Origin of the sequence: Akkermansia muciniphila, from assembly GCF_900184965.1 — a bacterium.
Lineage (GTDB): Bacteria > Verrucomicrobiota > Verrucomicrobiia > Verrucomicrobiales > Akkermansiaceae > Akkermansia > Akkermansia muciniphila_A.
Genome location: NZ_FXYA01000215.1, coordinates 376273 through 391918, shown reverse-complemented (window position 1 = coordinate 391918; position 15646 = coordinate 376273). Strand labels below are relative to the sequence as shown.

The window sequence follows — 15646 nt, the reverse complement described above, 5'->3', positions numbered from 1 at the left end:
ATTTTTATTATCTTATGGCTCACAAGAAAGGTCAAGGTTCTGTCAAGAACGGTCGCGACTCCCGCAGCAAGCGCCTCGGCGTTAAAAAATTCGGCGGACAGGAAGTGATCGCGGGCAACATCATCATCCGCCAGCGCGGCACCAAGTGGCACCCCGGCAAGGGCGTAGGCATGGGTCGTGACTACACCATCTTCTCCCTGGTGGACGGCCGCGTGTTCTTTGACCGCGAAGGCCGCCGCGTCAATGTGGCTCCGGAAGGATCTGAAGCCGCCAACTAAAATACGGATTACTCTATCTCCCTGCAGGGGCGGCCATCCACAGGGATGACCGCCCCTTTTTCTGTCCTTCTCCGCGCTCCAATAAATAACAGGAATTGTTCTTGCAAAACAATTGCCCCTCCCCCACTATCCACGCAGAGCATGAAAAATAAGATATGAATCCCAAAACAGATTCCAAGCAGGCCGTCCGCACCGCCTCTACCCTGCCGGTCATTTCCGGGTTGAGGCTTACCAAGCAAAGGCAGGAAGTCTATCAGGTTCTTCTGGAACAAAGGGATCATCCAACAGCCAATGAAGTTTACCAGCGGGTACGCAAAAAACTCCCCAGCATCTCCCTGGCCACCGTTTATAACTGCCTGGAGGCGCTGGTGAACCACGGCCTGGTCAATCAGGTCAACTTTGAACGCAGTTCTTCCCGTTTCTGTCCCAATCTCGTTGAGCACGGACACTTCCAGGACACCCGGACCGGACGCATTTACGACATCACCATCAAGGAAGGCGTGGACCTGAAGGAATTCATTAACTTGCCCGACGACGTGTGCGTGGAAGAAGCCCAAATCACCCTGAGGGGTTCCATCACCACGCCGCAGGGCTAACTCTCTTTCATCATTATGAGTCTGGTCATTAAAAATTTGCACGCCAACGTGCAAGGCACGGAAATACTTAAAGGCATCAATCTGGAAATTCCCAAGGGAGAGGTGCATGCGATCATGGGGCCCAACGGCTCCGGGAAAAGCACTTTATCCAAAGTTCTTTGCGGACATCCGGACTATGAGGTAACGGAGGGGGAAGCCTGGCTGGACGGACAGAACCTGCTGGACATGAGCATTGACGAACGCAGCAGGGCGGGACTCTTCCTGGCATTCCAGTACCCCATGGAAGTTCCCGGCGTTTCCAACGCCAACTTCCTTCGTGCGGCCATGCAGGCCCGCATGCCCCATGGGGAGGAACTGGATGCGGTCACCTTCTACAAAACGCTCTATGCAAAAATGGACCAGCTCGGCATGGCCCGCAAATTCACGTCACGCGCCGTTAACGAAGGTTTCTCCGGGGGAGAGAAAAAGCGCAATGAAGTGCTGCAAATGCTTCTCCTGGATCCCCTCTATGCCATTCTGGACGAAACGGATTCCGGCCTGGACATAGATGCCCTCCGCATTGTCTCGGAAGGAGTCAACTCCATGCGTTCCCCTTTCCGGAGCTTCCTGGTCATCACCCACTACAAACGCCTGCTGGACTACATCAGGCCGGATGTGGTCCACGTGCTGGCTGACGGGCGGATTGTCCGGACCGGAGGCGGAGAACTGGTGGACGAACTGGAAAGCAGGGGATACGAGTTCCTGAAAGAAGCGGAAACAGCGGAAAAGGCATAACGCCGCCAATCCGGCAATCAATCATGAGCGATACACCTGACATGTCAGAGAACGGGAACACACAGAACCTGTTTGACTTCGACCGGAGCAAGGGGAACTTCTCCTTCCCGGAACGCCATAAATTTGATGCCGGATACGGCCTGATGGAGGCCACCATTGACTACATCTGCGACGTCAAGGACGACCCGGAATGGGTGCGCCAGTTCCGCAAAAACGCGCTTGCCGTTTTTGAAAGCAAGCCCATGCCCACCCACTGGGCTTCTCCGGATATTAAAAAAATAGACTTCTCCCAAATCCGCTACTACCTCTCCGACGGAGAACGGCCCAAACGAAGCTGGGACGACGTGCCGGAGGATGTAAAGCGCACCTTCGAACGCCTGGGCGTTCCGGAACAGGAACGCCAGTTTCTGGCGGGCGTGGAAGCCCAGTACGACTCCGAATCCGCCTACTCCAACATGAAGGAGGAACTCCGCAGCCAGGGCGTTATCTTCGTCAACTCCACGGAAGGCCTGAAACACCATGAAGACGTCTTCCGCCCCTGGTTTGGAAAAGTCATTCCCACGGGAGACAACAAATTCTCCGCCCTGAACAGCGCGGTATTTTCCGGAGGTTCCTTTATTTACGTGCCCAAAGGGGTTAAACTTAAACATCCTCTCCAGGCCTACTTCCGCATCAACTCGGAAAATTTCGGGCAGTTCGAACGAACTCTCATCATTGCGGACGAAGGAGCGGAACTCATGTACATGGAAGGATGCACGGCGCCCCAGTTTGAAACTTCCACCCTCCACTCCGCCGTTGTGGAGCTGGTCGCGCTCAAGGGAGCGAAAATTCAGTACGTCACCGTGCAAAACTGGTCCTCCAATGTCTTCAACATGGTCACCAAACGCGGCCTTGCCATGGAAGATGCGGAAATCCGCTGGATAGACTGCAACATTGGCTCCGGCCTCACCATGAAATACCCGGCTGTGGTGCTCAAGGGCAGGCGCGCGCGCGGGGAAGTCATCTCCATCGCCCTGGCAAACACGGGCCAGCATCAAGATACGGGGGCCAAAATGATCCATGCGGCGGACGACACTACGTCCAACATCGTTTCCAAATCCATCAGCATCGGCGAAGGGCGCGCCAGCTACCGGGGCCAGGTAATCATGGGCAAAGGGCTCAAGGGTTGCAAAAACAACACGGAATGCGACGCCCTTCTTCTGGCGGCCAACAGCCGTACGGACACCTACCCCGCCATCACGGTAAAAGGGGATGGAGGCACGGTGCAGCATGAGGCGTCCGTCTCCCAGGTCTCCGAAGAAATGCTTTTTTACATGCAGCAGCGGGGCATTCCGAAAGCTGCGGCGATGTCCCTGGCCGTCAATGGATTCATTAACGACCTCGTTCAGGAATTCCCCATGGAATACTCTGTGGAGCTGCGCAGGCTCATTGATCTGGAAATGGAAGACAGCATCGGATAAGGAGGGAAATAATGGATCATTTGCTTAACGAAGAACAATTCCCCGCAGGCATTCTTCCCGCATGGTTTGAAGCCCGGCGCCGCCATGCCCTGGAGCAGGCGGAACAGCTTCCGGGACCTTCCCGCCATATGGAATCCTGGCGTTTCGGCGCCCCCGGCAACGAATCCCTGGAACATGTGGAAGCGGCTCCTCCTGCAGATCCGGAAACCTTGGCCCCCATCATCAGGGAACGTGCCTCCATGCCGGAGGCCCTCCGCATTGTCTACGCCAACGGAATCCCCGTTTCCATCCCGGAAGAACTGCCGGAAGGTCTTTCCGTAATGGATATGGAAGACTTTGTGCTGCAATGCCCGGACACCGCCCGGAAATACCTGGAAACAGAGACGGAAACGCTCGGTTCCGAAAAACTGTCGGCATTGGCGACGGCCCTCCAGCACAACGGGCTGGTTATTATGGCGGACAGGGAAATCTCCCTCCCTCTGGAAATACTCCACTTCATTTCCGGAGATAACGTGGCCGTTTTTCCCTCCACGCTGCTCATTGCGGAAACCGGAAGCCGTCTGCGTATTCTGGAACGCCACATTAGCGCAGACCATGGCCGCCAATTCTGCGGAGCGCTCCAGCAGTACCATCTTTCCTCCGCGTCATCTGTCAAATACGCGCTGGTTCAGGAACTTAACAGCCGTTCCCGTGCCGTGGAGCTTTCCCATATGATGGCGGATGATTCCGCGGAAATGGAACATCTCGTCAGCCATCCCGGCGCGGCATGGGCCAGGCAGGAGACGGTCTGCATCCTGAACGGAGACGGCGCAGGAGTCCGTCTGCTTTCCGCCAACCATCTCAAGGAAAACAAGAAGCTGGACCAGAGAACCTGCCAGAAGCACCTTTACCGCGGAGCCTCCAGCAACCTGCTTTACGCCAACGTGCTTGACGACGAAGCCAGCAGCATTTTCAGCGGCATGATCCTGGTGGCGGAGGGGGCGCATGACACCAGCGCCTATCAAAGCAACCGCAATCTCATTCTCAGCCCCAGGGCGGAAGCCAACTCCATTCCCGGCCTGGAAATCCTGGCGGACAGAGTGCAGTGTTCGCACGGTTCCGCCACATCCTCCATTTCTCCGGAAGAAATCTTCTACCTGCTTTCACGGGGAATTCCGGAGCAGACGGCGCGCAGCATGATTGCCCAGGGCTTCCTGAAACATGCCTTGGACCAATTTGGCGATGAGACCATACGTGCCGCGGTAGAAAGCCTTATCCTGCCCTGACCGCTATTTCATGAAAACAAAATTTCATGAAAACAAAAAAGGCGGAGAAAAGGTCCTCCCTATCCCCTCTTTCCCGTCCTGGCATTCATGCGCCGCTGCAAGAAAACTGTCACAAGCAAAAACAGGGCCGTTCCCCCCATCATGCTGTAATACCATTCACGGTAAGGCGTATGGTACTGAAGGAGGATTTCCGTCTGCTGCTCCGAATCCGGGACAGAAACAAGAATGGAATAACGCTCAGTACTGGATAAAGGAAGCTCTTCCCCCTTCCCGGTGCGGGCGCTCCATCCCCTGGAATAGCTCTCAAGCACAGACAATTCCTTTGTTCCTGGCGGCACGGTAACATGGATTTTATTATTCGTTCTCCAATCCGGAACAACAGGGGAAAAATGATTTTCTTCCCCTTGGGCGCGGACGAAATAGCGTCCACGGTACAAGGGATTTTCCAGCAAGAAGAAATTTCCCGTTTCCTGAACCAGAATCCACCCGTCAAGATCTGCAAGTTCTTTTCTCTTAGAGTTACAGTTTGACTCCGGATTGTAAATCCGCCCTCCCTCCTCAAGGAAGAGCGTGTTTCATTGAAAAACGCTTCACCAGGAACTATTTTCATTCTGAATTTCCGGTTCAGCATCTTGAGCAATGCATCAAAAAATCTGGCGGGGATGATAAGAACCAGAACAAACAGGAACAGCGTGAATAAATAAGTAATCCGAAATAAAAGGAAACCGGCAGGTTCGCCATGTGAGCCTCTCATCCGGCAAGGAAAGCGAAACTGTTTTTTGAAACAGGGGAGAGTGTTCCTCCGTTATTATTATCGTATGGTCACCTTTTACAACATCACTCTCTCCGCCGCCTTTTCCCTGCTGATGCTGTCTGTGGCGGAAGCGGCACGGCCCAATGTGGTCCTCATCAATGCGGATGATCTTGGCTGGGCGGAAGTGGGCTGCTACGGCCAGAAAAAAATTAAAACCCCGAACATTGACAGGCTGGCATCCGAAGGACAGCGATGGGTTTATTTCTATTCCGGGGCTCCGGTTTGTTCCCCCTCCCGCAACGTGCTGATGACGGGCAAGCATACGGGCAGCTGCGACGTACAGGATTTGAAACGCGTGGACGCGGGCGAAAACTGGCGCGACCTCAAAGGAGACTGGCCTATCGAAGAAAAAACCTACACTCTGCCGGAAGCCATGAAAAAAGCCGGTTACGCCACAGCGGTATTCGGTAAATGGGGTATTGGGGATTTCGGCTCCACCGGAGCGCCGGACAAACACGGCGTGGACAGGTTCTATGGCTACACGGACCAGAAAGCCTGCCACACCTACTATCCTCCATACCTCTGGAATAACGGAAAGAAAGAAGTTCTCAACACTTCCCAGACAGCCGCCACCATCGGACACGGTTCCCAGCCCAAAGGGGAAGTTCTGGCGGACACCTACCGCGCGGAACAGCACAGTTCCGATCTTATTGCGGATAAAATGCTGGAATTTGTGAGGGAAAAGGCCCATGGCAAACAACCGTTTTTCCTGTATTACGCCCCGCTGGAACCCCATGTGGCCATGCAGCCTCTCCAGGAATGGATTGACCGCTATCCCCGCGAATGGGACAAATCCCCCTACCGCGGCAACCGGGGCTATCTGCCCCATCCCCGCCCCCGGGCCGCCTATGCAGGCATGATTTCCCAGATGGACCACAACGTGGGACGCCTGCTGGACACGCTGAAAGCCTGCGGCCTGGACAAAAACACCATCGTCATTTTTACCAGTGACAACGGCACCACCCATGATGCAGGAGGGGTGGACCACCGTTTTTTCAACTCCGTAGCCGATCTCAAAGGGTTGAAAGGACAGCTTTATGAAGGCGGCATACGTGTCCCCGGCATTATCCGCTGGCCTGGGAAAATAGCTCCGGGAAAAACCATTGCCCAGCCGGCCTTCCATGCGGACGTGATGCCTACGCTGTGCGCTCTGACGGGGGCGGATGCAGGTTCCCCGCTGGGAACGGACCTCTCCCCTGTCCTTCTGGGCAAAAAATCCGCCCTGCATGACAGGAAACCCCTGGTTTGGGCAGGAGGAGGCTACGGCGGCCAGGTAGCCGTCCGTTTCGACTCCAAGAAAGTCATCCGCCGCAACCTGTTTCCCGGTAAAAAACCGGACAACTGGGAAGTGTACGATATCGTGAAAGACCCCGCAGAGAAAAATAATATCGCCGCAGAAAACCGTGACCTGATCAACAGAGCCATCGCCATTCTGGACAGGGAATACCAACCCGCCCCCGGATTCCAGGCCCTGCGTTACAGGGCCCCGGAACAATAGCCGAACAAGAAAGCGGGAAAGAAGGCCCTACGATCCGCCTCCGCCGCCATTCTGCCCTTGACGCGAACGGCTCCGGGATTAGTCTTTCACGCATGAGTCTGACATCTTCCCTCCTTTCCAGGGTTCTCGGGGGCGGTTCCTGCTCCAGAGAAGAATTGATAGCCCTCAGCCGGGAACCGCTGGAAGAGTTGTGCCAGGCGGCCAACGCCATCCGGGAACATTTCTGCGGGAATATCTTCGACCTCTGCACCATCATCAACGGCCGCAGCGGCAAATGTTCGGAAAACTGCAAATACTGCGCCCAGTCCGCCCACTACTCCACGGCAGTGGAGGAATATCCCCTTTTAAGTGATGAAGCCCTCCTGGCGGGGGCCAGGTACAATGACGAACGCGGCATTCTGCGTTACTCCATCGTCACCTCCGGCAAGAGGCTGACGGATGAAGACGTGGACCGGCTCTGCGCCAGTTACCGGCACATCGCCGAACATTGCGGCATCTCTCTCTGCGCCTCCCACGGCCTTATTTCCAAGAAGCACTGCGAGCAGTTGAAAGCCGCGGGCGTTTCACGCTACCACAATAACCTGGAAACCTCCCGCCGCAATTTTCCAAACGTTTGCACCACCCATACGTACGACGACAAACTGCAAACCATCAAATGGGCGCTGGAAGCCGGGCTGGAAGTTTGCAGCGGCGGCATCATGGGGCTTGGAGAAACCATGGAGGACCGGATAGACATGTACATGGACATTGCCGCGCTGGGCATCAAATCCATGCCCGTCAACTTTCTGACCCCCATTCCCGGAACGCCGTACGAGGACATGACTCCTCTGGGAGAAGAAGAGCAGCTGCGCATCGTGGCCCTGGTGCGGTTCATCATGCCGGACGGCTTCGTCCGCATCGCCGCCGGAAGGAACACCATGAAGGACCACGGCAGGAAAATCTTCATGTCCGGAGCGAATGCCGCCATCTCCGGAGACATGCTCACCACCGCCGGCGTCACCATCCGGGAAGACCTGGCCATGCTGGCGGAACTGGGATATGAAGTCCGCATGAAATAAAATCCGCCCCACTTCCGCGACTTTTGCCATGAACCACTCCGACTGGTCAAAAAAAGATCTGGAATACATCTGGCATCCCTGTTCCCAGATGAAGGATTACGAAACGCTGCCTCCTATCGTGATCGACCACGGGAAAGGCGTCAGCCTGTATGATGTGGACGGGAAACGCTATCTGGACGTGGTCAGCTCCTGGTGGTGCAACCTGCTGGGCCACTCCCACCCCAAAATCAACCGCGCCATCAAGGAACAGCTTGATTCCCTGGAGCATGTCATCTTCGCCAACTTCTCGCACAGGCCGGCTATCACCCTGTGTGAAGAACTGATGAAGAAAATTCCGCGGGGGCTCTGCAAATTCAATTTCTCCGATAACGGTTCGGCATCCATCGAATCCGCGATGAAAATGAGTTTCCAATACCACTACCAGACCGGAAACCGCCAGAAAGTACGTTTCATGTCCCTGAGCGACGCCTATCACGGAGAAACCCTGGGAGCCCTCTCCGCAGGAGGCCTGGACCTGTACTCGGAACTTTACAGGCCTCTTCTGCTGGACATCGTGCGCATTCCCGCCCCGGATTGCTACCGCTGCCCCAAGGGGAACAAACGCGGCTGCTGCCAGGCGGAATGCATTGACGCGGCACAGGAAGCCTTTGCGCGCCATGGAGACGAATGCGCAGCCCTGCTGGTGGAACCCCTGCTCCAGGGCTCCGCGGGCATGCGGATGTACCCTCCCGCCTATCTGGCGAAACTGCGCTCCCTGTGCGACGCCTACAACGTGCACCTCATCGCGGATGAAATCGCCACCGGTTTTGGCCGTACGGGGAGCATGTTCGCCTGTGACCAGGCCGGCGTTTCCCCGGACATCATGTGCGTCTCCAAAGGGCTCACGGGCGGTTATATGCCCATGTCCATCACCATCACCACGCAGAAAATTTACGACGCCTTTTATGCGGACTACAGGGAAGGAAAAGCGTTCATGCACAGCCATACCTATTCCGGCAATCCGCTGGGGTGCTCCGCCGCTCTCGCCGTGCTGAAGGTCCTGGACGAGGAACAAATCATTCCCCGGGCGCAGGAAAAGGCCCCTCTTTTCCGCCAGATGATCATGGAAGCCCTGGGGGATCATCCCCACGTGGGGGAAATACGCAGCCTGGGACTGGTGAACGCCATTGAACTGGTGGAAAACAGGGAAACCAAAAAAAGCTTTCCGTCCGAACAACGGATGGGATACCGGATTTACAGGGAAGCCCTTAAACGGGGACTGCTGCTCCGCCCCCTGGGCGACGTCCTGTATTTCAATCCCCCCCTCGTTATTTCTCCGGAGGAAATGGAGGAAGCCGTATCCATCTGCGCTTCCTGCATCCGCAAGGTGCTGGGCTGAGCTGCCGCCCCGGTAATAATATATGCTTCCTTTTTTAAAGGAAAAATGCAACTTTATTAAAAAAGGGGGGTTTGTAAAAGTACCCTGTAATCTTATACCGCCATGACACATTTCATCCCGCTCCGCAAACGTCCGGCGCTTTCCGCGCTGATGCTTCTCCTCCTGGGGTCCTGTTTCTGCCAGGCTCAGGAAATGCTTACCGATTCCGCAAGAAAGGAGGCTTCCGAATGGCTGAAGGAAGTCAAAGCCGGCTACCTGAACACCAGTTCTTCCCGCATCCAGAAGGCCGTGGCCGCCCTTACCGCAGCCACCAGCACGGAAAACGCCGCCATGAAACTTTACGTGGACGCCATGAAGGACCGTTTCTTAAACCCCACCAGCATGATGTCCCGCATGCTGAACCGGGGTGGAGGCTTCCGGATGATGCGCATGCCGGGTTCCGGAGGGAAGGGAGGCAACAGCAGCAAGCCTGACAGCCCCAGCACCGCCTTCTCCAACTGGCGCAAGCAGAACACGGGAAACAACGTGGCCCCCGGTTTTAAAAAGGCCCTTCAAATCCAGTGCAAATGGATGCTGCTTTGCCTGAGAAAAGCGGATGCGGAAAAAAACGAGCGAGAACTCAACGTTTCCTCCAGCGTCCTCTCCATGCTGGATGAAGTAGCCGCCAACGCCAAGGACGTAGGCGAACAGCTTCCCATGGTAGGCGGAGCCAGCGAAGTCATCCGCACTTACCTGAACATTGGGGACTACCGTTCGGAAACCCTGCCGGACAACCTGATGGACCTCAACACCATCTTTGACCGCGTGCTGCTGGTTCCCTATAAGGAGAAAAAAGATGTGGAAAATTTCCGGAAGCTCTGGAACAAACGCATCGCCCTGGAAGCGACTCTGCTTCAAAACAACTCCGCCAGCGATAAGAAAACGGCGGAAGCGGAAAAAGCCGCTTTCCTGACCAAAAGGCAGTGGGACCGGGAAAAAGCCTGCTTTGAACTCGGTGACCAGGTAGCGGCCCTTGAAAAAATGAAAAGCCTGATTTCCAGCATCAAGGAGCCTTCTGAAAAACAGCGCGCCATCCGCGATCTGGAATTTCTGCTTCTTTCCCCCGCGGAACAGGCAAAACTCCGCGAAGAGCGCATGAACAGACGCATGCCGGGCGTCCCGCGCTTCTAAAAACCGTCGCCAAGCCCCAACCTCCCTCCTTTCATCCCCCGTCGCGTAATGCGCATCGGGGGATGTTACGTTGCGGAGAGACACATTTCCGGAACAGAGGCAGCTTCCTTCCTCCCGGGTTGGAACCATGTCTTGCGCAGGCGGTAAACGCGCACGCCCTGGATATTCTCATCCAGATGCCAGGCTGTGCGAACGCCGTGCTGCTCCCAGATATGGCGGCTGAGCATCCCCATGAACTTGCTGTCCATATCGGAAACGTCACCTTGCGGAGTGAGACAGACAATGTACACATTATCCCTGCACAGGTTCAGGGAGGACTGCCCCTCCCACCCCATCTCCTTCAGTTTCCGCTGTACGGGTTTCAACGGAAAATTCCAGCCGCCCAGCGTGACAACGTTCTTCCGGGAACAGCTCCAGGCCTTGCGGAAAACAGACTGCCCCGGGGCCAGATCGTCAATAGTGCCGCCGGACATCTGGACGCAAAACAGGGAATCGGGCTCCCGGTCCACCCGCTCGCATAACAGGCGCCCGGCATCCGGGGAAAAAGACTCCAGATTAGCCTCCCACACGGCGGCGCACGCCTGGGACAAAGAAACGGAGAACGCGCAAAACATGGGCACGCCGCCCGCAAGAGCTCCCTTCCCCGTCCAGTTGATGCGGATGGGACGATATTTATCCGACCACAGCAGACACAGCCCTGCAATCAGGAACGTTGGATAAACTACGCGGAAATACAGGCGGTCTATGCTGGACATATACAGCAGAATCAGCACCAGCAGGGAGCCTACGCAGTACACCAGGGCCGGAGAATCCCCGCGCCGGAAAGAAACGCGGCATGCCAGACCGAACAAAATCCAGCAAGGGAGAAGATCCATAACGGAATCCCATGAAAACAGATGCAAGGCTTTCTCTCCACGGGCCCACGCCCTGGGCCAGAATTCACCTCCGTCCCGCGCCAACAGAAGCCTTTCCAGATAATCCGTGTTGAATACATCCATATCGCAATTGGTAAACATCCGGACCATCCTGATATCGTTGGCGAACACGCCGTACTTTTCACACTGGTAGGCGCTCTCCTGCCTGATGGGACACGTGTCCGAGAGAAGGGCGCGGGCCTGGTTCCATGCCGCCACGTCACATCCCTCCAGCACATTCCGGTGGGCGTATTTATTATATTCATTCAGACTGAAGGACGAAATGAGCACACAGGCCAGAGCCAGCCAGAGACGACTGAGGGCAAACAGCTTTTCCCTGGACGGCCTGAGCCCTTCCAGGCTGCCTGCCAACAGGATGGCCCCCCAGAAAGCGTCGCACACCAGGGCGGCATCCAGCCGGACCATGCTGCCCAGCACGCACAGGAATACTCCCGCGCACCACCCCCTCCAGGAAGAGCCGTACTTCAAACACGCCAGCACACCTGTAAATCCTGTCAGAAAGGCGGCATGGCTGAATTGCAGAGCGGCGTAAAAGCCCGGCATGATCAGAAGCCACACCAGCAGCAGAACCAGCGTATTGAAATCATATCTGCGCGCCTTGCGGGCATGCGCCGTCAGCATCGTGAAAATGGCCGCTCCGCTGGACAACGTGGCAAGCGCCAGAAACACAGGCCAAACGGACACCCCGCCAAGGACAGGCGCAACTTTCAACAGAAGACCGGTCAACAGGAGATTGACGAAAATGACATGGGCGTCCGCATAAGAGGGATCCCCCCATCCGTCAAGCACGGACGCAATCACCAGATCGTCATTGGACTGGTAAGCCACGCCCACAAGGCTCCAGGCCAGAACCAGAAGCAACAGGTTGAACCATACGGGATGGAGCAGAGGAAAAAGCGATACCCATCTCCAAATCTGTTTCAACATAAGCAAATTCCCTGACGTTCCAGACTGTTTTCCCTGTCCGGGGACGCATACTAGGAACGGGGAAAATGAAAGTCAAGAGCCGATCCGGATGAACAAACCGGAGGGGCTAAAAGGCTGCAAACTCTTCCTTAACGGTTCAGGCAGACGATAATGCCCGCGATAATCATCGCGTTGCCGCCCACTTTGCGCATGGTGATCGGTTTTCCAAAAAAAATCCGGTCAAACAAAAGGATATACACATATGCGGAGCATTCCAGCATGTTCACCGTAATCATCGGCAGGTGGGACAGGCAGTAAAACGTCAGCAGGCAGCAGCCCAAAAAAACGGAATATGCCGCCATCGTGGCCGGATTCACGAAATAGGCAAGGCCGGTCAGCCGGTCATTCATGGCAGACTTTTTCAAAACCACCTGTGTGCAGGAGGCCAGAAAAACGGAAAACAGGTTCAGCCCAATATAAAATTCTTCACTCATGCTCCTCCTCCGTGGAAACCAAAATAATCCCCCCGATGACCAGAGCCGCTCCCGCCGCCAGCGTCCAGGAAAGAGCCTCCCCCAGGCAAAGCCATGCCAGCAGGATACCCCAGATGACAACGGCGGCACGGTTGGCATAAGCCACACCCAGATTGAATTTTTTCAGCATGACCTGCCATCCCGCCGCATAAATTCCCAACAGGAACAGCACGCCGGCCAGCAGGGCGAACCGGCGCCAGTCCGTCCAGCCGTAGGGGGCAGCCATGCGCCCCAGCACGGTATTCAGCGCGTAAACGATAAACAGCAGGTGCAGAATCAGGTAGTTGATCATGAAAGAAATAAAGAGCCGGGAACAATTCACTCATACCGGCGCGCCACTACCACGGCGGGCCTGTGCTTGGTTTCCTTGTAAATCTTGGAAATGTAAATGCCGATAACGCCCAGGCTCATCAGAATCAAGCCTCCGACCAGCCAGATGGAGGCCACGGAAGAGGCCCAGCCGGGAGGGGCTACATTATACAGGAGCTGGCGCACAACCACCCAGGCGACATACAGCATGGCTACCAGGGTGACCGCCAGGCCAAAGTAGGAAATATACACCAACGGCCTGGCGCTGTAGGAAACCACGGAATTCACCGCCAGCGCCATTTTTTTGCGGAAAGTGTAGGTAGTTGGAGAAGAGGATGCTTTCTTCACCCTGCACGGCACCTGCCGGAAACCGGCGGAAACGCACAGCCCAAAGAAAAAAGGCTCCCGGTCCTGGAATTTCAGCATCTCCCGCAGGAAACGCGCGCTCATCAGCCGCGCCGTAACCATATTCCTGGTAATCTGCTGGTCGGAAAGCAAATTAAACAATGTGTAGAACAATTCTCCGGAAACGGCTTCAAACAAGCCGCCCTTCCTCTTCTCCTGCACCCCGTACACCACATCCGCCCCGGTAGAATCCATCTCACGGGAAAAATCAACCAGCCACTCGGGAGATTCCTCCAAATCACTGTCAATCAAGAATACGCGCTCTCCCCGGGCTTCTTCGCAGGCCACGTACATGGCCAGATGATGGCCAAAGTTGCGGGATAAATCCACCACGCGCACCCGGCCGTCCTTCTCCCGCTCCTTCAAAGCCTGTTCCAGCCCGTCCCTGGGGCAGCCGTCATTCACCAGCACCACCTCCGTGCGGGAGGGGTCATAACCCGCCTCAAGCGCAGCGGCGAAACTGCGGGAACAGAACTCCGCCAGATAACCGCCCGTACAATACACGGTAGCCACAATGGACAATTGAATCTGTGGATCAGTCATAACGCTTTTACATACATCAGAACGCGCTTCCTTTTCCCGTTTTTCACGCGCACCTCGTCCTTTTCCGGGACACGGACAAACCCCATGCGCTCATGAAAACGCACGGAAGCCGCATTGTCTTCCAGAATCCGGGCATACAGCCGTTCCAGGCCCAGCTCCCCCGCGGCCAGCTTCATCATCCCGGCATACGCGGCGGAGGCCGGGCGCAGTTCCCTGAACGCCCTGTCGTAAAGATAAATGCCTATCTCTCCGCAGCGCGTGTTCCGGTCAAACCAGGGCAGGTAAACCAGGCCCAGCGGAACCCGGTCCGCATAAATCACGCAGGCGCGGGCATCCTCCCCGCGGATGTTTCTTTCCAGCCACGTCCGGTGCTGCTCCTCCGTTACCTGGTCCAACAAAAAAAACGGGCTGACCCTGTCGGAATTGCGCCACACGCGCAGGCGGCTGCGCATGGCCTCATCCACATCGGACACGTTGAGCAGTCCAATTTTCATCATGATTCAACTCCTTCCAGCCCAAATCCGGCCCGCAATACCTCCCGGCAGCCCTCTTCCCCCAAATCGTAATACAAAGGAAGCCTCAGCAACGTATCGCTGGTACGGTCCGTATGCGGCATGGCCCCGGCAGAACGCCCGAACCTCATCCCGGCAGGGGAGGAATGGAGGGGAATGTAGTGGAACACCGCTTTAATCCCGTGCTCCGCCAGCTTGTTGATCAAGCGCGCGCGCTCCTCCATGGAACGGAGCAGCACGTAATACATGTGGGCGTTATGCGTGCAATGCTCCGGAACGCACGGACGCCGCAGCACTCCCTGTTCTTCCAGTGGAGCCAGCGCGCGGTGGTACATATTCCACCATTTCAACCTTTCGCCGTTGATTTCCTGCCCGTGTTCCAGCTGGGCATACAGATAAGCGGCGGTCATCTCTCCGGGCAAATAGGAAGAACCAACGTCCACCCAAGTGTATTTGTCCACCTGCCCGCGGAAAAACCTGGCCCGGTTGGTCCCTTTTTCCCGGATAATCTCCGCGCGTTCCATCAGGGAGGGGTCATTCACCAGCAGGGCCCCTCCCTCCCCGGAAATGACATTCTTGGTCTCGTGGAAACTGTAGCAGCCCAAATGGCCGATGGAGCCGAGCCGACGCCCTCTGTAACAGGAGCCGACGCCCTGGGCGGCATCTTCAATCACGTACAGGCGGTGCCTCCCGGCAATTTCCATGATTGCATCCATTTCACAGGCCACGCCCGCGTAATGAACCACGCAAATGGCGCGGGTGCGGTCCGTGATGGCCGCTTCTATCAGCGTCTCGTCAATATTCTGCGTATCCGGCCTGATATCCACGAATACGGGAACGCCGCCGCGCAGCACAAACGCGTTCGCCGTGGAGACGAACGTATAGGAAGGCATAATAATCTCGTCGCCCGGGCGGCAGTCGATCAACAGGGCCGCCATCTCCAGTGCGGCGGTTCCGGAATGAACCAGCAGAACCTTTCCGGCGCCGGTGCGTTCCGCAAGCAGTTCATGGCATTTTTTCGTGTAATAGCCGTCTCCGCACAAATGGGCGCGCTGGATGGCATCCCGGATATAATCCAATTCGGGGCCGTGCTGGTGAGGTTGGTTGAAAGGAATCTCCATGGCTTCAGAAAAGACCGGCCCATAACGGACGCCCGGCGTAGGCATGCCGATCCCGTGCGGAAGGCGTTCCCCGCCTCCCGCACGGGGAGAC

Annotated in this window: 15 protein-coding genes; 9 read left to right on the top strand and 6 right to left on the bottom strand. The window is 56.2% G+C overall.

Annotated elements, in window-relative coordinates:
• The first annotated feature begins 14 nt into the window (after nucleotides 1–14).
• From rpmA to CI070_RS12580, 9 genes are all read left to right on the top strand, one after another.
• Nucleotides 15–278 carry a 50S ribosomal protein L27 gene (gene rpmA / locus CI070_RS12625; protein WP_012419538.1) on the top strand — a complete coding sequence of 88 codons (264 nt, stop codon included), beginning with the start codon at nucleotides 15–17 and terminating at the stop codon, nucleotides 276–278.
• 155 nt (nucleotides 279–433) lie between these two features.
• Nucleotides 434–874 (top strand): Fur family transcriptional regulator, encoded by a 441-nt coding sequence (locus CI070_RS12620; RefSeq protein WP_031930286.1) that lies wholly within the window; start codon nucleotides 434–436, stop codon nucleotides 872–874.
• A gap of 15 nt (nucleotides 875–889) precedes the next feature.
• Complete coding sequence (sufC, locus tag CI070_RS12615; RefSeq protein WP_022198500.1) at nucleotides 890–1648, top strand: Fe-S cluster assembly ATPase SufC; 759 nt, start codon at nucleotides 890–892, stop codon at nucleotides 1646–1648.
• Between the two features lie 23 nt (nucleotides 1649–1671).
• Nucleotides 1672–3108, top strand: coding sequence for a Fe-S cluster assembly protein SufB (sufB, locus tag CI070_RS12610; protein WP_094136931.1), 1437 nt, complete (start codon nucleotides 1672–1674; stop codon nucleotides 3106–3108).
• 11 nt (nucleotides 3109–3119) lie between these two features.
• On the top strand, nucleotides 3120–4373 hold the full coding sequence (locus CI070_RS12605) for a SufB/SufD family protein (RefSeq protein WP_094136930.1): 1254 nt from the start codon (nucleotides 3120–3122) through the stop codon (nucleotides 4371–4373).
• Nucleotides 4374–5191: 818 nt separating this feature from the next.
• On the top strand, nucleotides 5192–6685 hold the full coding sequence (locus CI070_RS12595) for an arylsulfatase (RefSeq protein WP_094136928.1): 1494 nt from the start codon (nucleotides 5192–5194) through the stop codon (nucleotides 6683–6685).
• A 92-nt stretch (nucleotides 6686–6777) separates the two neighbouring features.
• The gene (gene bioB, locus CI070_RS12590; RefSeq protein WP_094136927.1) at nucleotides 6778–7743 is read left to right on the top strand and encodes a biotin synthase BioB; all 966 of its coding nucleotides are present in this window, start codon (nucleotides 6778–6780) and stop codon (nucleotides 7741–7743) included.
• Nucleotides 7744–7771: 28 nt separating this feature from the next.
• A complete protein-coding gene (gene bioA, locus CI070_RS12585) occupies nucleotides 7772–9121 on the top strand; it encodes an adenosylmethionine--8-amino-7-oxononanoate transaminase (RefSeq protein ID WP_094136926.1) in 1350 nt (449 codons plus the stop codon).
• A 102-nt stretch (nucleotides 9122–9223) separates the two neighbouring features.
• On the top strand, nucleotides 9224–10291 hold the full coding sequence (locus CI070_RS12580; protein WP_094136925.1) for a hypothetical protein: 1068 nt from the start codon (nucleotides 9224–9226) through the stop codon (nucleotides 10289–10291).
• A gap of 65 nt (nucleotides 10292–10356) precedes the next feature.
• On the opposite strand, the gene CI070_RS12575 is transcribed toward CI070_RS12580, so the two are convergent.
• The 6 genes from CI070_RS12575 to rffA all read right to left on the bottom strand — a co-directional run bounded on the left by CI070_RS12575 (nucleotide 10357) and on the right by rffA (nucleotide 15555).
• On the bottom strand, nucleotides 10357–12153 hold the full coding sequence (locus CI070_RS12575) for a hypothetical protein (RefSeq protein ID WP_094136924.1): 1797 nt from the start codon (nucleotides 12151–12153) through the stop codon (nucleotides 10357–10359).
• Nucleotides 12154–12281: 128 nt separating this feature from the next.
• Complete coding sequence (locus CI070_RS12570) at nucleotides 12282–12626, bottom strand: hypothetical protein (protein ID WP_012419550.1); 345 nt, start codon at nucleotides 12624–12626, stop codon at nucleotides 12282–12284.
• Nucleotides 12619–12957 carry a hypothetical protein gene (locus CI070_RS12565; protein ID WP_094136923.1) on the bottom strand — a complete coding sequence of 113 codons (339 nt, stop codon included), beginning with the start codon at nucleotides 12955–12957 and terminating at the stop codon, nucleotides 12619–12621. The genes CI070_RS12570 and CI070_RS12565 overlap by 8 nt, the downstream gene beginning before the upstream one ends.
• Nucleotides 12958–12983: 26 nt before the next feature.
• Nucleotides 12984–13922, bottom strand: a complete 939-nt coding sequence (locus tag CI070_RS12560; RefSeq protein ID WP_094136922.1) for a glycosyltransferase family 2 protein — start codon at nucleotides 13920–13922, stop codon at nucleotides 12984–12986.
• Nucleotides 13919–14419, bottom strand: coding sequence for a GNAT family N-acetyltransferase (locus tag CI070_RS12555; RefSeq protein WP_094136921.1), 501 nt, complete (start codon nucleotides 14417–14419; stop codon nucleotides 13919–13921). Before CI070_RS12555 ends, CI070_RS12560 begins: the two co-directional genes overlap by 4 nt.
• Entirely contained in the window at nucleotides 14416–15555 is a 1140-nt protein-coding gene (rffA, locus tag CI070_RS12550; RefSeq protein ID WP_094136994.1) for a dTDP-4-amino-4,6-dideoxygalactose transaminase, read from the bottom strand. Before rffA ends, CI070_RS12555 begins: the two co-directional genes overlap by 4 nt.
• Nucleotides 15556–15646 lie beyond the last annotated feature (91 nt).